The sequence below is a fragment of the Burkholderia multivorans ATCC BAA-247 genome (assembly GCF_000959525.1).
Taxonomy (GTDB): domain Bacteria; phylum Pseudomonadota; class Gammaproteobacteria; order Burkholderiales; family Burkholderiaceae; genus Burkholderia; species Burkholderia multivorans.
Genome location: NZ_CP009832.1, coordinates 36392 through 57899, shown reverse-complemented (window position 1 = coordinate 57899; position 21508 = coordinate 36392). Strand labels below are relative to the sequence as shown.

Annotated in this window: 20 protein-coding genes and 1 tRNA gene; 14 read left to right on the top strand and 7 right to left on the bottom strand. The window is 68.4% G+C overall.

Features of this window, described 5'->3' with window-relative positions; all coding sequences use genetic code 11:
• Nucleotides 1–203 precede the first annotated feature (203 nt).
• Both NP80_RS12660 and dprA read right to left on the bottom strand, forming a co-directional pair.
• A complete protein-coding gene (locus NP80_RS12660; protein ID WP_006407224.1) occupies nt 204–584 on the bottom strand; it encodes a thioredoxin family protein in 381 nt (126 codons plus the stop codon).
• A gap of 37 nt (nt 585–621) precedes the next feature.
• Nucleotides 622–1959: a DNA-processing protein DprA gene (gene dprA / locus NP80_RS12655; protein ID WP_172488701.1), complete on the bottom strand. Its 1338-nt coding sequence runs from the start codon at nt 1957–1959 to the stop codon at nt 622–624.
• A 186-nt stretch (nt 1960–2145) separates the two neighbouring features.
• Between dprA and def the strand changes: the two genes are divergently transcribed.
• The 14 genes from def to NP80_RS12585 all read left to right on the top strand — a co-directional run bounded on the left by def (nt 2146) and on the right by NP80_RS12585 (nt 14868).
• Nucleotides 2146–2649, top strand: coding sequence for a peptide deformylase (def, locus tag NP80_RS12650; protein ID WP_006410713.1), 504 nt, complete (start codon nt 2146–2148; stop codon nt 2647–2649).
• 34 nt (nt 2650–2683) lie between these two features.
• Nucleotides 2684–3667, top strand: a complete 984-nt coding sequence (gene fmt, locus NP80_RS12645) for a methionyl-tRNA formyltransferase (protein WP_006410714.1) — start codon at nt 2684–2686, stop codon at nt 3665–3667.
• A gap of 121 nt (nt 3668–3788) precedes the next feature.
• Nucleotides 3789–4430 (top strand): LysE family translocator, encoded by a 642-nt coding sequence (locus tag NP80_RS12640; RefSeq protein ID WP_006410715.1) that lies wholly within the window; start codon nt 3789–3791, stop codon nt 4428–4430.
• Between the two features lie 97 nt (nt 4431–4527).
• Nucleotides 4528–5385: a zinc metalloprotease HtpX gene (gene htpX, locus NP80_RS12635; RefSeq protein WP_006407220.1), complete on the top strand. Its 858-nt coding sequence runs from the start codon at nt 4528–4530 to the stop codon at nt 5383–5385.
• Nucleotides 5386–5574: 189 nt separating this feature from the next.
• A complete protein-coding gene (rsmB, locus tag NP80_RS12630) occupies nt 5575–6978 on the top strand; it encodes a 16S rRNA (cytosine(967)-C(5))-methyltransferase RsmB (RefSeq protein ID WP_045593715.1) in 1404 nt (467 codons plus the stop codon).
• Nucleotides 6975–7565, top strand: a complete 591-nt coding sequence (locus tag NP80_RS12625) for a DUF4390 domain-containing protein (RefSeq protein ID WP_006401849.1) — start codon at nt 6975–6977, stop codon at nt 7563–7565. Before rsmB ends, NP80_RS12625 begins: the two co-directional genes overlap by 4 nt.
• Nucleotides 7555–10008, top strand: coding sequence for a sensor histidine kinase EsaS (gene esaS, locus NP80_RS12620; RefSeq protein WP_012214364.1), 2454 nt, complete (start codon nt 7555–7557; stop codon nt 10006–10008). Before NP80_RS12625 ends, esaS begins: the two co-directional genes overlap by 11 nt.
• Nucleotides 10009–10710 carry a response regulator transcription factor EsaR gene (esaR, locus tag NP80_RS12615; protein ID WP_006401851.1) on the top strand — a complete coding sequence of 234 codons (702 nt, stop codon included), beginning with the start codon at nt 10009–10011 and terminating at the stop codon, nt 10708–10710.
• Nucleotides 10711–10772: 62 nt separating this feature from the next.
• Nucleotides 10773–10848, top strand: a tRNA-Phe gene (locus tag NP80_RS12610).
• A 325-nt stretch (nt 10849–11173) separates the two neighbouring features.
• Nucleotides 11174–11908: a 7-cyano-7-deazaguanine synthase QueC gene (gene queC, locus NP80_RS12605; RefSeq protein WP_006401852.1), complete on the top strand. Its 735-nt coding sequence runs from the start codon at nt 11174–11176 to the stop codon at nt 11906–11908.
• A gap of 74 nt (nt 11909–11982) precedes the next feature.
• A complete protein-coding gene (queE, locus tag NP80_RS12600) occupies nt 11983–12615 on the top strand; it encodes a 7-carboxy-7-deazaguanine synthase (protein ID WP_006407217.1) in 633 nt (210 codons plus the stop codon).
• Nucleotides 12616–12634: 19 nt separating this feature from the next.
• Entirely contained in the window at nt 12635–13087 is a 453-nt protein-coding gene (gene queD, locus NP80_RS12595; RefSeq protein WP_006401854.1) for a 6-carboxytetrahydropterin synthase QueD, read from the top strand.
• Between the two features lie 225 nt (nt 13088–13312).
• Nucleotides 13313–14098 (top strand): HpcH/HpaI aldolase family protein, encoded by a 786-nt coding sequence (locus NP80_RS12590; protein ID WP_006401855.1) that lies wholly within the window; start codon nt 13313–13315, stop codon nt 14096–14098.
• A complete protein-coding gene (locus NP80_RS12585; RefSeq protein ID WP_006407216.1) occupies nt 14095–14868 on the top strand; it encodes a tetratricopeptide repeat protein in 774 nt (257 codons plus the stop codon). The genes NP80_RS12590 and NP80_RS12585 overlap by 4 nt, the downstream gene beginning before the upstream one ends.
• Nucleotides 14869–14910: 42 nt before the next feature.
• On the opposite strand, the gene rodA is transcribed toward NP80_RS12585, so the two are convergent.
• The 5 genes from rodA to NP80_RS12560 form a co-directional block, all read right to left on the bottom strand.
• Nucleotides 14911–16059: a rod shape-determining protein RodA gene (gene rodA, locus NP80_RS12580; protein ID WP_006401857.1), complete on the bottom strand. Its 1149-nt coding sequence runs from the start codon at nt 16057–16059 to the stop codon at nt 14911–14913.
• Nucleotides 16060–16070: 11 nt separating this feature from the next.
• The gene (gene mrdA / locus NP80_RS12575) at nt 16071–18398 is read right to left on the bottom strand and encodes a penicillin-binding protein 2 (protein ID WP_045593710.1); all 2328 of its coding nucleotides are present in this window, start codon (nt 18396–18398) and stop codon (nt 16071–16073) included.
• Nucleotides 18399–18500: 102 nt separating this feature from the next.
• A complete protein-coding gene (gene mreD, locus NP80_RS12570) occupies nt 18501–19013 on the bottom strand; it encodes a rod shape-determining protein MreD (RefSeq protein WP_006401859.1) in 513 nt (170 codons plus the stop codon).
• Nucleotides 19010–20053: a rod shape-determining protein MreC gene (gene mreC, locus NP80_RS12565; protein ID WP_045593707.1), complete on the bottom strand. Its 1044-nt coding sequence runs from the start codon at nt 20051–20053 to the stop codon at nt 19010–19012. The genes mreD and mreC overlap by 4 nt, the downstream gene beginning before the upstream one ends.
• 125 nt (nt 20054–20178) lie before the next feature.
• Nucleotides 20179–21222, bottom strand: coding sequence for a rod shape-determining protein (locus NP80_RS12560; protein ID WP_004189550.1), 1044 nt, complete (start codon nt 21220–21222; stop codon nt 20179–20181).
• Between the last annotated feature and the right edge of the window lie 286 nt (nt 21223–21508).

Genomic DNA, 21508 nt, shown 5'->3' with positions numbered 1-21508 from the left:
ACAGATGTGTGTTGGTAGACCGGGTTCGCCGGTGTGGGTCCCTTTTACGACGGCTTTATAGCACACGCCGCCGCGACGGCGGCCGGACGTGTAAAAAGCGGCCCATCATAGAGGGGGGGCGCAGCGGCGGCAAGCGCCCGGTACGGCGCGAGGCCAAACGCGCGAACGCCGACTCGTGAAAAAATGCGCGCGGCCGGGCGCGCTCAGGCCTCGACCGTCAGCACGTTGCGCAATTTCGGTGCGTGCGGCGTGCCGGGCACGGCGGTCAGGTCGGACAGCATGCGTTCGACGATCGCCGCGTGCGGCAGCACCGTACCGAAAAAGCGGGCCGTATGGGCGTCCTCGATCAGGATCGTCGGGAAGTTCTCGACGTCGAGGTCGTCGAGCCGGTCGGCATGGGTTTCGATGTCGATCCAGGCGAAGCACGCGTCCGGATGCGCGTCGGCCAGCTGGTCGAACAGCGTACGGTAGTCGCGGCAGGTGCCGCACCATTCGGCGCACAGGCAGGCGACGAGCAGCGTGGCGGGATCGGCGAGACGCTCGGCGATCCGATCGGCGTCGGTGTCGAGATTCAGCGCGGGCATGAGTTTCCTTCGAATGTCGTCAGCGGCACGGCCGCCGCTATGCGGGGGAATGTAGCACGCCGCGTGCAGCAGGGTTGGGCGGCCCGTCGAGCCGACCGTAGCGGCCGCCGGGCAGCGGCGCGACGCGACCGGCCAGTTCGAGCGCGAGCAGCGCGCGGTGCAGTGCGTCGTCGGGCAGCCCGCAGCGCTCGGCGAGCCATTCGTATGTCACAGGGCCATATCCGAGCGCCGTCAGCACGGCCTGCTCGGCCGGGCACGCGGGCAGTTCGGCGGCGGCTTCGGCGGCGGCTTCGGCCGCGGCGGTGTCCGGCGGCGCGGTGGCGGGTGGCGACGCTGCGGCAGCGGTCACGTCGTGGAGGTCCGCCACGCCGACGTTCGCGCGCGCATCGCCGGCGGCCGGTTCGGCGCACGTGTGCGCGCCGCGCGCTGCTGGCTCGCCGAGCCCGTATTCCTCGAGGATGTCGAGCGGCGTCGCGGTGAGCTTCGCGCCGTCGCGGATTAGCGCATGGCAGCCCTGCGCGAGCGGCGCGTGAATCGAGCCCGGCATCGCAAATACGTCGCGGCCCAGTTCGTTCGCCAGTCGCGCGGTGATCAGCGAGCCGGAGCGCGGCGCGGCTTCGACGACGAGCGCGCCGATTGCGAGCGCCGCGATCAGCCGGTTGCGCTGCGGAAAGTGCGACGCGCGGGCCGGCGTGCCGAGCGGCCATTCGGACACGATCGCACCGTGCGCGGCGATCGCATGCGCGAGCGCATGGTGGCGCGCCGGATAGACCAGGTCGGCGCCCGTCGCGATTACCGCGATCGTGCTCGACCGGCCGTCGAGCGCCCCCTGGTGCGCCGCTGCATCGATACCGAGCGCGAGCCCCGACACGACCGTGAGCCCCGCATCCGACAACGCACGCGCGAAGCGCGTCGCGTCCGCGAGCCCCTGCGGCGTCGCATGCCGGCTGCCGACCACCGCGATGCCGCGCGCGTGCAGCAGGTCGAGCCGCCCCTTTACATATAGCAGCGGCGGCGGATCGTGCAGATCGCGCAGGCGTGGCGGATAGGCCGGATCGTCGAGCGTGACGATCGCGTTGCCGCGCACGTCGAGCCACGCGAGTGCGGCATCGGTGCGCGCGTCGAGATCGGCGCGCTCGCTCGCGCGCACGGCGCGCACGGCGGTCGGGCTGCTCGCCGCGGCGATCGCATCGTCCGGCGCGCGCAGCAGTGCGTCGGCCGACCCGAATGCGTCGAGCAGTGCGCGCAGCACGGCCGGCGGCAGCGACGGTGCGTGCGCGAGCTGCAGCCAGGCGCGCAGCCCGGCACGCGTCAGCGCTTGCGGCGACATGAGATTTCCCTCGACGGAAGCGGCCAGCGAGCGGCGTGACGCCATGATAAAATTTTCATCATCCGAAATACTCGTCGAGGCCGCGTGCGCAGGCGCGCGGCCGAATGCAGGAGGCGCGATCCGCGGCATTGATTCGCCGCGCATCCGCCTCATCTTCATTGCATCGCGGCGGCAGCGCCAGCCGGCCGGATGGCCGATGCGGCACACCGCTTCACCGAATACCGAAAGACCATGGCTTTGCTGAACATTCTTCATTACCCCGACAAGCGGCTGCACAAGGTCGCGAAGCCCGTCGACAAGGTCGACGACCGCATCCGCAAGCTCGTTGCCGACATGGCCGAGACGATGTACGCGGCGCCGGGCATCGGCCTCGCGGCCACGCAGGTCGACGTGCACGAACGCGTGATCGTGATCGACGTGTCCGAAGACAAGAACGAGCTGCGCGCCTTCATCAACCCCGAGATCATCTGGTCGAGCGACGGCAAGCAGGTCTACGAAGAAGGCTGTCTGTCGGTGCCCGGCATCTACGATGAAGTCGAGCGCCCGGACCGCGTGCGCGTGCGCGCGCTCAACGAGCAGGGCGAGACGTTCGAGCTCGACTGCGAAGGCCTGCTCGCGGTATGCATCCAGCACGAAATGGATCACCTGATGGGCCGCGTGTTCGTCGAATACCTGTCGCCGCTCAAGCAGAGCCGGATCAAGACGAAGATGAAGAAACTCGAACGCGCGATGTGACGCGCGTTCGCCGAGACCGACCCCGAACGCTGTCATGACCCATACGTTGCGCGTGATTTTTGCCGGCACGCCGGAATTCGCCGCGGCCGCGCTGGCCGCGATCCACGACGCCGGTTTCGCGGTGCCGCTCGTGCTCACGCAGCCCGACCGGCCCGCCGGGCGCGGCATGAAGCTGCAGGCGAGCGCCGTGAAGCGCTACGCGCTCGAGCACGGGCTGCCCGTCGCGCAGCCGCCGTCGCTGCGCCGCGCCGGCAAGTATCCGGCCGAGGCCGTCGAGGCGATCGAGCTGCTGCGCGCGACGCCGCACGACGTGATGGTCGTCGCCGCATACGGGCTGCTGCTGCCGCAGGAAGTGCTCGACATTCCGCGCCACGGCTGCATCAACATCCATGCGTCGCTGCTGCCGCGCTGGCGCGGCGCCGCGCCGATCCACCGCGCGATCGAGGCCGGCGATGCCGAAACGGGCGTCACGCTGATGCAGATGGACGCCGGGCTCGACACCGGCGCGATGATCCAGGCATCGCGCATCGCGATTGCGCCCGACGATACGACGGCGACGCTGCACGACCGGCTCGCCGCCGACGGCGCGCAGCTCATCGTCGACGCGCTCGCGCGGCTCGAACGCGACGGCACGCTCGCGGCGACGCCGCAGCCGGCCGACGGCGCGACCTACGCGGAAAAGATCGGCAAGCACGAAGCGGCGCTCGACTGGCGCAAGCCCGCGGACGTGCTTGCGCGCCAGGTGCGTGCGTTCGATCCGTTCCCCGGCGGCGTCGCGACGCTCGACGGCGCCGCGATCAAGATCTGGGCGGCCGAGCCCGCCACGGGGCGCGGCGACGCGGCGCCCGGCACGATCGTCGAAGCGGCGCCGGACGGCGTCATCGTGGCGTGCGGCACCGGCGCGCTGCGCGTGACGCAGTTGCAGAAGCCGGGCGGCAAGCGGCTGCCGGCACGCGAATTCCTCGCCGGCTCGCCGCTCGCCGCAGGCCAGCGCTTCGCGCTGCCCGACGCGGGCTGAGCGGCCGGCGAGACGCCATTCGACACGGTGCGCGGACCGCGCGCAATCGGCCGTTCGGCCGAGTCGCGCGGCCTGTCCGGCGCGCGTAGAATTTCCCGGCATTCCCAGTTGCGAGGCTTTCATGTTCGGCATCGTCCATTTCGGATTCTTTCTGCCAGCGGTGTTCCTGCTGAACGTCACGCCCGGTCCCGATACCGCGTACATCGTCGGCCGCAGCGTTGCGCAGGGCCGCCGCGCGGGCCTGATGTCGGCGCTGGGCATTTCGGCCGGCTGCTGCGTGCACGTGCTCGCATGCGCGTTCGGGCTGACCGCGCTGCTCGCGGCATCGGCGGCCGCGTTCACCGCGATCAAACTGGTGGGCGCCGCCTATCTGATGTATCTCGGCGTGCGCATGGTGCTTGCGAAGCCCGCCGCCGCGACCTCGGACGCCGGCACCGCCTCCGCGTCGCCCGCGAAGCCGCTGCGCCAACTTTTCCTGCAGGGCTTCTGGACGAACGTGCTGAATCCGAAGGTCGTGCTGTTTTTCGTGTCGTTCTTCCCGCAGTTCGTGGCGGCCGACAGCCCGCACAAGACGCTCGCGTTTCTGACCCTCGGCGCCGTGTTCGTCACGATGAGCACGATCTGGAGCGGCATGGTCGCGTGGGTCGCGGGCAGCGTCACGCAGCGCTTTTCCGGCAAGCCCGGCGTCAAGAAATGGCTCGATCGCACGGTCGGCAGCGCGTTCGTCGGGCTGGGCCTGCGGCTCGCGACGGCGCAGCGCTGAAATTGAATTTTTCCGGCGAGCCCTTATCTAACAGATCGCTTACAATTTCCCGCCGCACATCGTGACGGCGGGTTTCCCCGACGGATAAGGAGTGGGTATGTTCAATTGGGTCAAAACGGCGATGCTGATGGCCGCGATCACGGCCCTGTTCATCGTGATCGGCGGCATGATCGGCGGCTCGCGCGGCATGACGATCGCCCTGCTGTTCGCGCTCGGCATGAATTTCTTCTCGTACTGGTTCTCCGATAAGATGGTGCTGCGCATGTACAACGCGCAGGAGGTCGACGAGAACACGGCGCCGCAGTTCTACCGGATGGTCCGCGAGCTGGCCACGCGCGCGAACCTGCCGATGCCGCGTGTCTATCTGATCAACGAGGATGCGCCGAACGCGTTTGCGACGGGCCGCAACCCCGAGCATGCGGCCGTGGCGGCGACCACCGGCATCCTGCGCGTGCTGTCCGAGCGCGAGATGCGCGGCGTGATGGCGCACGAGCTTGCGCACGTGAAGCACCGCGACATCCTGATCTCGACGATCACCGCGACGATGGCCGGTGCGATCTCGGCGCTCGCGAACTTCGCGATGTTCTTCGGCGGGCGCGATGAAAACGGCCGGCCGGTCAATCCGATCGCAGGCATCGCGGTCGCGTTGCTCGCGCCGATCGCGGGCGCGCTGATCCAGATGGCGATCTCGCGTGCGCGCGAGTTCGAGGCCGACCGTGGCGGCGCGCAGATCTCCGGCGACCCGCAGGCGCTCGCGAGCGCGCTCGACAAGATTCATCGCTATGCGGCGGGCATCCCGTTCCAGGCGGCCGAGGCGCATCCGGCCACCGCGCAGATGATGATCATGAACCCGCTTCACGGCGGCGGTCTGCAGAATCTGTTCTCCACGCACCCGGCCACCGAGGAGCGCATCGCGCGGCTGATGGAAATGGCGCGCACCGGCCGCTTCGACTGACGGCGCCCGTTCGCGGCGCCTGTTCCGCGGTCCTTCCCCCATCACCCCGCATGCGTCGCGCTGCGGGGTGATTCATTTGCGCGTCGTCCGGGCCGCATCCGGTCGCACGCTACAATGCGCGGTTTGGGATCGGCGCGGCGTCGGCGTCGGCGTCGCCCGGCTCCCGCCCCGCTTGCCGATTTCGCCCCGATGACACGAACCCGTTCCGCTTCCCCGTCTTCTCCCGGCCGCGCCGCGCGCCTGTCGGCATTGCGTGTCGCGCCCGACTCGCTCGGCTTCGCGCTGGACGCGGCCGCGCAGGCGGTCGACGCGGTGCGGCGCGGCACCGCGTTGCCGGCCGCGCTCTCCGCGGTGTTCGCGCAGATGGCATCGGGGGCGCAGGCGCTCGCGCGCGGTGCGACGCAGGACGTCGCGTATCGCACGATGCGTCGTCTCGGCAGCGTCGACTGGCTGATCGCGCGCCTCGTCGGCAAGGCGCCGCCCGCACACGTACATGCGGTGCTCGCCGGCGCACTCGCGCTGCTGCTCGACGCGGACGGCGAAGCGGCGTATCCGCCGTTCACGGTCGTCGATCAGGCCGTGACCGCCATCGGCGCGCGGCGCGAGTATGCGTTTGCGAAGGGGATGGTGAACGCCGTGCTGCGACGCTTTCTGCGCGAGCGCGACACACTCGTCGCCGCGATGCATGCCGATCCGGTCGCGCAATGGAACTACCGCGCATGGTGGATCGACGCCGTGAAGCGCGCATGGCCCGACGCTTGGCAGGCGATACTCGCGGCCGGCGACCGGCAAGGTCCGCTGACGTTGCGCGTGAACGCACGTCGCGCGAGCGTCGACGCGTATCTCGGCACGCTGCGCGATAACGGAATCGAGGCCGCCGCGATCGGCCGGCATGCGGTGCGGCTCGCATCGGCGTTGCCGGTCGAGCGCATTCCGGGTTTCGCCGACGGCGTCGTGTCGGTGCAGGATGCGGGCGCGCAGCTCGCGGCCGAATGGCTCGGCGCGCGCGACGGCATGCGCGTGCTCGATGCCTGCGCAGCACCGGGCGGCAAGACCGGCCATATCCTCGAGCTCGCCGACGCGGAAGTCGTTGCGCTCGAAAGCGACGCGAGCCGCGCGACGCGCATCGGCGAGAACCTCGCGCGGCTGTCGCTCGCGGCCGATGTGCGCGTCGGCGACGCGGGCGCGCCCGACACCTGGTACGACGGCCGTCCGTTCGACCGGATCCTGGCCGACGTCCCGTGCTCGGCGTCCGGGATCGTGCGACGTCATCCGGACATCCGCTGGCTGCGCCGCGAGGCCGACATCCCGGCGCTCGTCGCCGAACAGCGACGCATCTTGTCAGCGCTGTGGCCGCTCCTGAAGGAGGGCGGCGAACTGCTGTACGTCACGTGCTCGATCTTTCCCGAAGAAGGCGAGCAGCAGGCGCGCTGGTTTGAAGCGGCCTGCGAAGATGCGGTACGATTGGACGCGCCCGGCCAGCTGCTGCCGCGTGCCGCTTCGGGCGGAGCGGGCAGCGAAGGCACCGCCGGCGTGCCCGACCCGACCACCGATCACGACGGATTTTTCTACGCGCGGTTTCAGAAACGGTGACGATCAAACACCTTTTTCCACTTCGGCTCGCGGCCGTCCTGCTGGTCGCGTTGACGCTGTGCGTGGCCATCGTGCGGCCGGCGCACGCCGAATCGATTGCCGTGCAGCGCGCCTCGCTGCAGGCCGACGGAAACGGCTGGAGCCTCGACGCCCGCTTCGATTTCGAACTGAACCCGAACCTCGAGGATGCCGTGAACAAGGGCATCCCGCTTTATTTCACGACCGACTTCGAACTGAGCCGCGCGCGCTGGTACTGGTTCGACGAGCAGCCGGTGTCGGTGTCGCAGACGATCCGCCTGTCGTTCCAGCCGCTCACGCGCGAATACCGCGTGTCGACGGGCGGCCTGCAGCTCGGCTTCGGCACGCTGAAGGATGCGCTCGCGGTCGTCAAGCACATCACGTCGTGGCACGTGATCGACCGCAACCAGGTGCGTGCCGGCGAGACGTACACGGCGTCGGTGCGGATGCAGCTCGACACGGCGCTGATGCCGAAGCCGTTCCAGGTCGACGCGGTGAACAACCGCGACTGGACACTGGCCTCGGACTGGAAGCGCTTTACGTTCACGGTGGCCGAACGTGCTAAATAAAGTGCGCCGCGCGACGAGCGGAAAGAGCCTCCTCATACGCGTGATCGTGTCGACCGTCGCGATCACCGCGCTGCTGCTGCTCGTGCTGCTCGCGGCGGCGAGCGCGAACACCGAATTCTTCGATCGCTACTACTCGTGGCTGTACGCGGCGAACATCATCGTCGCGCTCGTGTTCCTGCTCGTCGTGCTCGGGCTGATCGGAATGATCGTCGTGCGCCTGAGGAAGGGCAAGTTCGGCACGCGGCTGCTCGCGAAGCTCGCGATCTTCTTCGCGCTCGTCGGTGTCGTGCCGGGCGGCATCATCTATATCGTGTCGTACCAGTTCGTGTCGCGCAGCATCGAGTCGTGGTTCGACGTGAACGTCGAAACCGCGCTGACGGCCGGCCTGAATCTCGGCCGCGGGATGCTCGACGCGTCGCTGTCCGATCTGCAGACGAAGGCGCGGCTGATGTCCGATCAGCTCGCGAGCGTCGACGCGAACACGAACGGCACGACGCTCACGCTGCTGCGCCTGCGCGACCAGTTCGGCGTGCAGGACGCGACGATCGTCGAGCCGAGCCGCGGCGGCTCGGGTGCGTCGCCCGATCTGCATATCGTCGCGCAGGCGTCGGGCAATTTCGCGGCGCTGATTCCGGACGATCTGCCGACGCCGCTGATGCTGAGCCAGGCGCGCGAGCACGGCGCGTATGCGGCGATCGAGGGCGAAGTCGACGGCGATCCGCGCGCGCACGGCGCGAAAGGCGCGCTGCGGCTGCGCGTCGTGCGGCCGATTCCGGACGCGACGACGTCGATGCTGCAGCCGGCCGAACGCTTCCTGCAGCTCACGCAGCCGGTGCCGCCGACGCTCGCGCACAACGCGGACGCCGTCCAGCGTGCCTATCGCGAATATCAGGAGAAATCGCTCGGCCGCACGGGGCTGCGCAAGATGTACATCGGCACGCTGACGCTCGCGCTGTTCCTCGCGACCTTCATCGCGATGATGCTTGCGCTCGCGCTTGGCCAGCAACTCGCGCGGCCGCTGTTCCTGCTCGCGCAGGGCACGAAGGAAGTCGCCGAAGGCGACTACACGCCGAAGCGCGAGATCAAGACGCGCGACGAGCTCGGCTTCCTTACGCAGTCGTTCAACGCGATGACGCGCCAGCTGTCCGAGGCGCGGCTTGCGGTCGAGAAGAACCGGATCGCGCTCGAGCATTCGAAGGCCTATCTCGAAAGCATTCTCGCGAACCTGACGGCCGGCGTATTCGTGCTCGACCGCCAGTTCCGGCTCACGACGGCGAACCGCGGCGCCGAGCGGATTTTCCGGCAGCCGTTCAATTCGCTGATCGGCACGACGCTCGACCAGATCGGCGTCGTCGCCGGGTTCGGCGCGATGGTGCGCAAGGCCTTCGCGGATCGCGAGGCGGCGTCCGACAGCGGCAGCGGCGATACGGGCCACTGGCAGCAGCAGTTCGCGGTCGAAGTGCCGGGCGAGACCGATCCGCTGACGCTGCTCGTGCGCGGCACGCGGCTCGTGTCGACGGTCGAAGGGCAGGCCGACGATCCGCAGACGTCGGGCTACGTCGTCGTGTTCGACGACATCTCCGACGTGATTTCCGCACAGCGCTCGGTCGCATGGGGCGAGGTGGCGCGCCGGCTCGCGCACGAGATCAAGAACCCGCTGACACCGATCCAGCTGTCGGCCGAACGGCTGCAGATGAAGCTGTCGGACAAGCTCGCGCCGCACGACGCGGACGTGCTCAAGCGCGGCGCGACGATGATCGTCAACCAGGTGGCCGCGATGAAGCGGATGGTCGACGACTTCCGCGAATACGCGCGCACGCCGCCGGCCGTGCTCGCGAACCTGCAGCTGAACGATCTGGTGAGCGAAGTGTTGGGGCTGTACGGCGTCGGCGAAGGCAAGAATCCGATCGTCGTCGAGCTCGCGCCGTCGCTGCCGGTGATTCGCGGCGATGCGACGCAACTGCGTCAGGTGATACACAACCTGCTGCAGAACGCGCAGGATTCGGTCGCGGAGTCCGAGCATCCGCGTGTGTTGATCGAAACCAAGACAGTAGAATATGGCGACCCCGACGCCGAGGGCAAAACGCGCGTCGCGGTTCGTCTTACCGTGTCGGACAACGGGCCCGGTTTCCCGGCGCGCATCCTGACGCGCGCGTTCGAGCCTTACGTGACGACGAAGGCGAAGGGTACGGGGCTCGGGTTGGCCACGGTCAAGAAGATCGTCGACGAGCATGGCGCGCGGATCGATCTGCGCAATCGCATGCACGGCGAGACCGTCGAAGGTGCGCAGGTGTCGATCCTGTTCCTGCAGATGGCGAGCGATGCGCCGAATGCGGGGCCCGACGGAGCGGCGCCCGCGGCGGCGTCGGCCGCCGGCAAGCCGGCCGCCGGACGGTCGGCCTCGACGAAGACAAAAGCAAGTGAGCAGACAAAGGCAGCGTAAATGGCAACCATCCTGGTGGTAGATGATGAAATGGGCATCCGGGAATTGCTCTCGGAGATCCTCAGCGACGAAGGACACGTCGTCGAGGCGGCGGAGAACGCGCAGGCTGCGCGGGAATACCGGCTGAATCAGGCGCCCGATCTCGTGCTGCTCGATATCTGGATGCCGGATACCGACGGCGTCACGCTGCTCAAGGAATGGGCGGCTCAAGGCCTGCTGACGATGCCGGTGATCATGATGTCCGGGCACGCGACGATCGACACGGCCGTCGAGGCGACGAAGATCGGTGCGCTCGATTTCCTCGAGAAGCCGATCGCGCTGCAGAAGCTGCTGAAGGCCGTCGAGCACGGGCTCGCGCGCGGCGCGGCGCCGGTGTCCGCGAATGCGGCGGCGAAGGCCGGCGCCGGGCAGGCGGCGGGGCCCGCAGCGGTCGCGTCGGCGGCTGCGCTGCCGACGCTCGGCGACGACGTCGCAGCGGCGCTCGGCCTCGCGGGCCAGACGGCCGCGATTCCGTTCGACATTCCGCTGCGCGAAGCGCGCGATGCGTTCGAACGCGCGTACTTCGAATACCACCTCGCGCGCGAGAACGGCAGCATGACGCGCGTCGCGGAAAAGACCGGCCTCGAACGCACGCACCTGTATCGCAAGCTCAAGCAGCTCGGCGTCGAACTCGGCAAGAAGCCGTCCGAAGGCGCGGCGTAAAAAATTTCACGAAAAGGGCTTGTACAGTTCAAAAGAGGTCGCTATACTCTCGTTTCTTCGTTGGCCCGGTAGCTCAGTTGGTAGAGCAGCGGATTGAAAATCCGCGTGTCGGTGGTTCGATTCCGCCCCAGGCCACCAGCAGTTCCAACCCCAAGAATCGTCAGGTTCTTGGGGTTTTTCGTTTGGGGCGGGTCTCGCGCGCCCGGCAGCATTGGCGGCGGCGTGATAAAATCCGTGCCCGCTCAATGACTTAGCGTACCGCCATCTGCATCCGGCGCAATCGGTCGAATGTCCGCGCCGCGATGCCGCGCGATGGGCGGTATAAGCGCCGTACCGCGTTGCCGGGCTACGGCGCTGCCTATACTGGTCGCGCCGGCGCAGGCCGGCACGCGTCGGGCCGTTCGGCGGCAGCCGGCCATCGGGCGCAGCGCGACGCGAGCCTATACATTCACGGAGTATCACGGTGATTCGGACAGACGCTAAAGACGGCGCGCTCGTGCTGTTTTCCGGCGGGCAGGACTCGGCCACGTGCGTGGCGTGGGCCCTCGAACGCTACCAGACGGTCGAAACGCTCGGCTTCGACTACGGCCAGCGCCATCGCGTCGAACTCGAGTGCCGCGAAGGCGTGCGCGAAGCGCTGAAGCGGCAGTTCCCCGCGTGGGCGGACCGGCTCGGCGACGATCACATGATCGATCTGTCGGTGCTCGGCGCGATCAGCGATACCGCGATGACGCGCGCGATCGAGATCGAGACGGCTGCGAACGGCCTGCCGAACACGTTCGTGCCGGGCCGCAACCTGCTGTTCATGACGATCGCCGCGGCAATCGCGTATCGTCGCGGCCTGCGCGTGCTGGTCGGCGGGATGTGCGAAACCGATTTTTCGGGCTACCCGGACTGCCGCGACGACACGATGAAGGCGCTGCAGGTCGCGCTGAACCTCGGGATGGACACGCGCATCGTGCTCGAGACGCCGCTGATGTGGCTCGACAAGGCGCAGACCTGGCAGCTCGCCGAGCAGCTGGGCGGCCAGGCGCTCGTCGAGCTGATTCGCGTCGAGACGCACACGTGCTACGTCGGCGAGCGCGCGGAACTGCACGACTGGGGCTTCGGCTGCGGCGAATGCCCGGCATGCAAGCTGCGCAAGCGCGGCTACGAAGCGTATCTGAAGGGCGAGCGGGTGACCGAAGCGCCGCTGTGATGCGGCGCGCGGGCGGCGCGGGCCGATGAACGGATTCTGATCGACAACGAGCGGCGCAAGCCGGACGAAGGACGATGACTTACGCGGTCAAGGAAATTTTCTACACGTTGCAGGGCGAGGGCGCGAACGCGGGCCGGCCGGCCGTGTTCTGCCGGTTCGCCGGCTGCAATCTGTGGTCGGGCCGCGAAGAGGACCGTGCGCAGGCCGTCTGCCGCTTCTGCGATACCGACTTCGTCGGCACCGACGGCGAGAACGGCGGCAAATTCAAGGATGCCGACGCGCTCGTCGCGACGATCGCGAGCCTGTGGCCGGACGGCGAAGCGCACCGCTTCGTCGTCTGCACGGGCGGCGAGCCGATGCTGCAGCTCGACCAGCCGCTCGTGGACGCGCTGCACGCGGCCGGCTTCGAGATCGCGATCGAGACGAACGGCTCGCTGCCGGTGCTCGAATCGATCGACTGGATCTGCGTGAGCCCGAAGGCCGATGCGCCGCTCGTCGTCACGAAGGGCAACGAGCTGAAGGTCGTGATCCCGCAGGACAACCAGCGGCTCGCCGATTACGCGAAGCTCGACTTCGAGTATTTTCTGGTGCAGCCGATGGACGGCCCGTCGCGCGACCTGAACACGAAGCTCGCGATCGACTGGTGCAAGCGGCATCCGCAGTGGCGCCTGTCGATGCAGACGCACAAATATCTGAACATTCCCTGAGCCACGGCTTTTTGACATCGTGCTGATTACCCGAAAACTCGAATTCGACGCGGGCCACCGCATTCCCGATCACCGCAGCCAGTGCCGGAACCTGCACGGCCATCGCTATGTGCTCGAAATCACGCTGCGCGGCGATCTCGTCGATACCGAGGGGGCGCCCGATCGCGGCATGGTGATGGATTTCGCCGACGTGAAGGCGCTTGCGGTCGAGCACCTCGTCAGCAAGTGGGACCACGCATTCCTCGTCTACGCGCGCGACGAAGTCGTGCGCTCGTTCCTCGAGCAGATGGCCGACCACAAGACGGTCGTGCTCGACCGCATTCCGACCGTCGAAAATCTCGCCGCGATCGCGTTCGACATCCTCGCGAGCGTGTACGACGCGCACTACGGCGTGAACCTGCGCCTCGAGCGCGTGCGGCTCTACGAGACGCCGAACTGCTGGGCCGACGTCGAGCGCGACGCAGGCCGCTGATCTGCGCCGCATCGAGCCGCCGGTGCGCCGGCCGGCGCGTCCGTCCGGCCGCCGCAGCGTGCGCGGCGCCTCCCTGCGCGTTTTCCTACCCGCATTCCGTCCGGCGCCGCGCTATGATCGCTGCGTGAGGCGGCGAAGCGCCGCCCGTCGCGCCGTCGTGCGCGACCGACACACCCTGCCGTTGCTTGTCCCGTTCGATTGCCTGTCCGCCGGGAGGCCGTATCGATGAGCACGCTGACCAATTCCCTAAAACAACGTCTGCACGACGGCGACGAGCCGCTGTACGGGCTGTGGCTGACGCTCGCGAGCGACACGGCGGCGGAAGCGCTCGCGCATGCGGGCTACGACTGGCTCTGCATCGACATGGAGCACGCGCCGAACGACAGCCGCGACGTCGCCTCGCAGCTGCGTGCGATGGCCGCCGCGCGCCTGCCGACTGAGCCCGTCGTGCGCGTGCCGGCCCGCGAGCCGTGGCTCGTGAAGCGCGCGCTCGACGCCGGCGCGCGCACGCTGATGTTTCCGTGCATCGAGACGGCGGACGATGCCGCGCACGCCGTGCGCCTCACGCGCTTTCCGTCGCCCGAGTCGCCGGACGGCGTGCGCGGCGTGGCCGGCATGGTGCGCGCGGCGGCGTTCGGGATGCGGCGCGACTACGTGCAGACCGCGAACGCGCAGATCGCTGTGATCGTGCAGATCGAATCCGCGCGCGGCATCGACGAGGTCGAACGAATCGCCGCGACGCCCGGCGTCGACTGCGTGTTCGTCGGGCCGGCCGATCTCGCGGCAAGCCTCGGTCATCTCGGCGACGTCCGACATCCGGACGTCGAATCCGCGATCGCGCGCGTGCTCGCGGCCGGCCGGCAGGCGGGCGTCGCGGTCGGCATCTTCGCGTCGGACAGCGCGAGCGCACGCCAGTGCCGCGACGCCGGCTACCGGATGATCGCGCTGTCGGCCGACGTGATCTGGTTGCTGCGGGCGACGCGGCAGGCACTGCAGGAGGTGCGGTCATGAACGCGGCCGAGGGCGCGTGTCGCGGGCGGGCCGCGCGTAGGGCACCGCGCGCCGCGCGGCTGGCGGCGGCGCTCGGCCTCGGCGCGCTATGCGCGGCGGCGGCCGCGCAGCGTGCGCCGCATGCGCAGCCGGAACCGGCGCGCGAGACGCAGTCCGCGATCGCCGACTACAACGCGGGCGACTATCGCGCGGCGCTCGTCCAGTTCCATGACGCGGCCGAGCGCGGCGATCGCCTCGCGCAGTTCAACTACGCGATGATGCTGCTGACGGGCGAGGGCGTGACGGCGAACGTCGACGAAGGGCTGCGCTGGCTGAAGCGTGCGGCGAACGCGAACATGTCGCACGCGCAGTACGTGTACGGGCGGATGTTCGACGACGGCGAATTCGTCGCGCGCAATCCGGCCGAAGCGCATCGCTGGTTCCTGCGCGCGGCGAAGCAGGGGCACGTGCAGGCCGCGCTGTCGCTCGCGAACCAGTTTCTCGACGGACGCGGCACGCCGCGCGACAACCGGCAGGCGTTCCTCTGGTACAAGCAGGCGGCCGATGCGGGCGAGCCGACCGCGCAGTACGTGACCGCGTCGTTCTACGAGCGCGGCGGCGACGGCGTCACGCGCGATCTGAACATCGCGCGTGCCTATTACGCGGCGGCGGCTGCCCAAGGCGACGAGACGGCGGAATTGAAATACCAGGAACTGAGCGCGCGGCTGAAGGCGCAGGGGCCGGGCGCGGGCAGCGGCGCGCAGGGCGATTCACACGCGGCGCCGCAGTAAGAAGCGCGCGCCGCGCGCACGGGCGGCCGGCGCCGCCCGCGCTCAGCTTTTCATCAGCCGGCGCTGGCGGCCGACGCTCATGATCATCCCGATCGCGATGCCGAGCGTCGTGAGCGCGGTGCCGCCGTAGCTCATGAACGGCAGCGGCACGCCGACCACCGGCAGCACGCCGCTGACCATCCCGATGTTCACGAACGCATAGACGAAGAACGCGAGCGTCAGCGAGCCCGCGAGCAGCCGTCCGAACAGCGTCGCGCCCTGCGCGGCGATATACAGCCCGCGCGCGATCAGCGCCATGTAGAGCGTGAGCAGCACGAGGCCGCCGACGAGTCCCCATTCCTCCGAGAACACCGCGAAGATGAAGTCGGTGTGCTTTTCCGGAATGAATTCGAGGTGCGCCTGCGTGCCTTTCAGATAGCCCTTGCCGAGCACGCCGCCGGAGCCGATCGCGATCACCGCCTGGATCGTATGGAAGCCCTTGCCGAGCGGATCGGACGTCGGATCGAGCAGCGTGCAGACGCGGTGCTTCTGGTAGTCGTGCATCAGCGGCCACTGCACTTCGGGCTGGCAGATGCGCTCCTCGAACACGGCGATCGAGCCGACCGCGATCACGCCGGCGACGAGCACCGGCACGATCAGCTTGAACGACAGGCCGGCCAGATAGATCACGAAGAAGCCGGCCGCGAACACGAGCAGGCCGGTGCCGAGGTCGGGCTGCTTCGCGATCAGGCCGACCGGCACGAGCAGGATCCCGAACGCGGCGACGAAGTCGTACCAGCGCAGCGCGCCTTCGCGGCGCTGGTAGTACCACGCGAGCATCAGCGGCGTCGCGATCTTCAGAATCTCGGACGGCTGGATCACGACGCCGACGTTCAGCCAGCGTTTCGCGCCCTTCTTGGTCATGCCGAACAGCGCGACCGCGACGAGCAGCGCGACGCCGAACGTATAGAGCGGGACCGCGAAACGCATCAGCGTCGTCGGCGGAATGTTCGCGATCACCCACATCAGCACGAACGTCAGCAGGATGTTGCGCAGTTGGTCCTCGACGCGGCCCGGCATGTCGATGCTCGCGCTGTACAGCGTGACGATCCCGACGCACAGCAGCAGGAACACGATGAGGGCGAGCGGGCGGTCGAAGCCCGCGAACATCTGCTTGATCTTGTCGAGCCAGGCGCGCTTGTCGAATTGCATGCCTTTCTCCGTTAATGAGCGGTGCCGGCGTTTGCCGCGTCCGCGGCCGCCGTGGCACGAGAGTGGTCGTCGCGCGGGCCGGCCGCGAACGGCTGCCCGTCCTGCGGCGGCTTGCGCGGATCGTCGCCGGCCGGCCGGTGCGGCCGGTGCATGCGGCGCATCGGCGGCAGGCTCGCGGCAAGCGGTGCCGCTGCGCTCGCGTCGGCCGGCGGCGCGGCGCTCGCAGCGGCCGCGCCTGCGGCGCCGGGCGTGTCCGATGCGCCGGCTGCCGACGCAGCGGACGCCGCCTGCGCCGCACTGGCCGCGTTCGGCACGACCGGCTGCGGCAGCGGCTTGAAGCCGGCCGCGACGGTGACGGGCTTCGATCCGTCGCCGATCACCGGCGCGTTCACGGGTTCCGTCGCCGACGCGGCGGCCGCGACCGCCGCCGCCTCGTTCTGCGCGTTCTGGCGCTCGACGAGGTAGAAGTCGAGCACGCGCCGCGCGATCGGGCCCGCCGACTGCGCGCCCCAGCCGCCGTTCTCGACGATCAGCGCGAGCGCGATCTGCGGATGGTCGACCGGCGCATATGCGATGAACAGCGCGTGGTCGCGCAGATGCTCGGCGAGCAGGTGGCCCTTGTAATTGCCGCCCTGCAGCGAGAACACCTGCGCGGTACCGGTCTTGCCGGCCGCCAGATACGGCGCGCCGCGGAACACCTTGTACGCGGTGCCCGACGGGTTCTCGATCACGTTCTCCATCCCGCGCTTGACGACGTCGATGTCGGACTGCTTCAGCGGGATCACGCCGCTTTCCTTCGGCACGGTCAGATGGCGCGCGCGCGTGATCGGATCCTCGATCTCCTTCACGAGGTGCGGCTTCATGACGATGCCGTTGTTCGCGAGGGTCGCGGTCGCGTGCGCGAGCTGCAGGATCGTGAACGAGTTGTAGCCCTGGCCGATGCCGAGGCTGATCGTCTCGCCGTCGAACCACTTCTGCTGCGCGGCCTTCTTGAACGCCTTCTTCTTCCAGTCGGTCGACGGCAGGATCCCGCGCGCCTCGCCCTGGATGTCGATGCCGGTGATCTGGCCGAAGCCGAACGGCTTCATGAAGTTCGCGATCGCGTTCACGCCGAGATCGCGCGCGAGCATGTAGAAGTAGGTGTCGTTCGACACCATGATCGCCTTGTTCATGTCGACCCAGCCCTGGCCCGAGCGCACGTCGTTGCGGAACGTATGGCCGCCGAACGTGAAGTAGCCGGGATCCTGGAAGCCCCAGCCCGGCGTGCGCTTGCCGAGCGTCAGGCCCGCGAGCGCCATGAACGGCTTGTAGGTCGAGCCGGGTGGGTAGGTGCCGTGCAGCGGACGGTTCAAGAGCGGCTTGTCGGGCGAGTTGTTGAGCTCGTCCCAGGTCTGCTGGTCGATGCCGTCGACGAACGAATTCGGATCGAAGCTCGGCGACGACACGAACGCGAGCACGTCGCCCGTCTTCGGCTCGATCGCGACGAGCGCGCCGCGCTTGCCCGCGAACGCCTGCTCGGCGACCTGCTGCAGCCCGATGTCGAGCGACAGCACGAGGTTGTCGCCGGGCGTGGCCTGCGTGCGCGAGAGCGTGCGCACCGGCCGGCCGCCGGCCGTCACCTCGACTTCCTCGAAGCCCGTCAGTCCGTGCAGCTCCGTTTCGTAGCTCTGCTCGACGCCGATCTTGCCGATGTAGTCGGTGCCCTTGTAGTTGTTCGCGTCGCGCCGCGGATCGTAGGTTTCCTGGTCGCTGTCGTTCTCGTCGCTCATCGCGTCGATCCGGTCCTGGTCGCGCTTCGAGATCCGGCCGATATAGCCGATCACGTGCGCGGCGGTCGTGCCGAGCGGGTACTGGCGGAACAGCCGCGCGCGCACGTCGACGCCCGGAAAGCGGAAGCGCTGCGCGGTGAAGCGCGCGACTTCGTCGTCGGTGAGCCGCGTGCGGATCGGCAGGCTTTCGAAGTTCTTCGAGTCTTCCTGCAGCTTCTTGAAGCGGCGGCGGTCGCGCGCGTCGATCGGGATGATCTGCGACAGCTTGTCGATCGTGTTCTCGAGCGTGTCGTCGAGCTTCGACGGCGTGATCTCGAGCGTGTAGGCCGAGTAGTTCTTCGCGAGGATCACGCCGTTGCGGTCGGTGATGATCCCGCGGTTCGGCACGATCGGCGCGACGGAGATGCGGTTTTCCTCGGCCTGCAGCGCATATTTGCCGTGCTGCATCAGCTGCAGATAGAAGAAGCGGCTCGCGAGCAGCCCGAAGCAGACGAACACGAACACGCCCGCCGCCGCGACGCGCAGGCGGAACTTCGAGAGCTGCTGTTGGGTGTCGTTGAATTCGGTCATGCGATTACGGTCGGTCGGCCCGGCGCGCGCACGGGCGAGGTGCCGCCCCGGGGCGCGGCGCGCGGCGGGTGCGGAGGCGGCGGGTCATCAAGGTGCGGTCCGTCAGATCGGGCGCGTATCGTCCGGGTCGACCGGGCGGCGTTGCGGCATCAGCAGCAGATGGCTGGCGAGCGGCCACAGCGCGGCTTCGACGAAGCCGTCGACCAGATAGCGCCAGCCGGGGAACGCGGCGCCCATCATCAGGCGGATCACGAACGGCACGAGCTGCGCGCCGACCAGCAGCGGCGTCACGTACAGCACCTGCACGCCGATCGGCATCCACAGCACGCGGCGATGGATCGTGATCGCACCGTACGACAGCAGCGTGTACGCGAGCGCGTGCTCGCCGAGCAGCCCTGCATCGTGCACGTCCATCAGGATGCCGAGCGCGAACGCGACGCCCATCCCCACCTTGCGCGGCTGGTGGATGTTCCAGAACAGCAGCACGAGCGCGACGAAGTCGGGCACGCCGGGCAGGCGGCCCCACGGCATCAGGTTCAGCAGGAACGCGGCGGCGAGGCTGAACGCGATGAAATACGGGTTGACCGGCTGCAGGATGTATTGCGGGCGATTCATCGCTGGGCTCCTGAGGGCGCGGTCGCCGGCTTCGCGGCGTTGCCGCCCGGCTTGCCGGACGCGGCCGGTTTCGCGGGCGCGGGCTGCGCGCCGGCCGGCGGCGCGGCGTCGGCCTTCTCGCCCTTCGCGGCGGCCGCCTTCGCCGCCTTCTTGCCTTTCGCGTTCTTCTCCGCGGCCGGCTCGGGATCGGCCGGACGCGGCGGAATGTCGTTCCGGTAATGCAGCACGAGCATCTGCCGCGCACCGCGCACGGCCGCGACCGGCGCGCAGGTGACGCGCGCGAATGCGGTATCGGCGAGCTTGTCGACGCGTACGACCTTCGCGACCGGCAGGCCCGGCGGATAGACGCCGTCGAGGCCGCTCGTCACGAGTTCGTCGCCGGCGACGAGATCGGCGCTGGTCGGCACGAAGCGCAGATCGAGCGAATCGCCCTTCGGCGTGCCGTAGATCACGCTGCGCAGGCCGGTGCGCAGCACCTGCACGGGGATCGCGAGATCGCGATCGGTGATCAGCGTGACCTCGGCCTGCAGCGGGAACACGCGCGTGACCTGGCCGACCATGCCGTCCTCGCTGACGACGGGCGCGCCGTCCTGAATGCCCTGCTGCGAGCCCTGGCCGATCACGATCTTCTGCGTGAACGGATCGCTGGTGTCGTACTGGATCTCGACGGGCGTCGACTGCGCGGCGATCTGCTGGCGCAGCGCGAGCAGCGCGCGCAGATGCACGTTCTCCTGCGTAAGGATCGCGGCCTGGTTCGCGAGCGTCGACAGCTGCAGGTTGCGCTTGCGCAGCTGCTCGTTCTCGCCGCGCAGCGTCGCGCCGGTGACGGCGAGATCGGCGGCGCCCATGAACAGGTCGCGCGGCACGAGCGCCGCGCGCTGCAGCGGATACAGCACGGTACCGAGCACGCCGCGGACGATTTCGAGCGTGCTGAAGCGCGCGTCCGATACGAGGAGCGCGATGGCGAGGGCGACGAAGAAGATGAGCCGCGCGAGCGCGGGCGGACCTTGCTTGAAGAGGGGCGGCGGACTGTATTCCATGGTCGGCGCCGGGCGCGGGTGACCGGTCAAATGATGCTCAGACGCGCAAACGGCGCGGCGGTTCGTTCTGAACGAGCGATCCGGCCACGCCGCGCGTGCGTCATGTCAAGAAACGGCTTATACGATCACTCGTACGAGAAGATGCTGCCCAGCTTGTCCATGCGTTCGAGCGCCATGCCCGAACCGCGTACGACGCAGGTGAGCGGATCTTCGGCGACGAGCACCGGCAGGCCGGTTTCTTCCGCGAGCAGGCGATCGAGGTCGCGCAGCAGCGCACCGCCGCCCGTCAGCATCATGCCGCGCTCGGCGATGTCGGCGCCGAGTTCCGGCGGCGTCTGCTCGAGGGCGATCTTCACCGACGACACGATCTGGTTCAGCGGATCGGTCAGCGCTTCGAGGATTTCGTTGCTCGAGATCGTGAAGCTGCGCGGAATGCCTTCCGACAGATTGCGGCCCTTCACTTCCATTTCCTTCACTTCGGAGCCCGGGAACGCGGAGCCGATTTCCTTCTTGATCGCTTCGGCCGTCTGTTCGCCGATCAGCATCCCGTAGTTGCGGCGGATGTAGTTGACGATCGCCTCGTCGAACTTGTCGCCGCCGACGCGCACCGAGCCCTTGTAGACGATGCCGCCGAGCGAGATCACGCCGACTTCGGTCGTGCCGCCGCCGATGTCGACGACCATCGAGCCCGTCGCTTCCGACACCGGCAGGCCCGCGCCGATCGCGGCGGCCATCGGTTCTTCGATCAGGTAGACCTGCGAGGCGCCGGCGCCGTGCGCGGCTTCCTTGATCGCGCGGCGCTCGACCTGCGTCGAGCCGCACGGCACGCAGATGATGATGCGCGGCGACGGCGAGAACATCCGCGACTCGTGCGCCGTCTTGATGAACTGCTTGATCATCTGCTCGGTGACGGTGAAGTCGGCGATCACGCCGTCCTTCATCGGGCGGATCGCCTCGATGTTGCCCGGCACCTTGCCGAGCATCTGCTTGGCTTCCTTGCCGACGGCCTGGATCGTCTTCTTGCCGTTGGGGCCGCCTTCCTGGCGAATCGACACGACGGACGGCTCATCGAGCACGATGCCTTTGCCGCGCATGTAGATCAGGGTGTTTGCGGTGCCGAGATCGATCGCCAGATCGTTGGAGAAATAGCTGCGCAAAAAACCGAACATTCAGAATCCTGTCTCGCTCTGGGGCCGGCCCTGCGTCACGGGTCTCAGGGCGGCAGCGGAAAAAATAACAGCCTCGGATCGTGGCGGAACGGGCCGCCGCGGCGCTCGAAGCTGCAAGTGATATTTACCGGAAATCGCACGAAGCACGCACGGCTTGCCAAAGCAGGGGCGAAACGGTGCGGGAAAAGGCTGCCGGGTCTGGGTCGAACGCGTAATGATACCTTATAATTTCGCGGTATTTGAATCGAAACGGGCGGTATTTTTGCCGCTTCGGCCCCGATTTTTG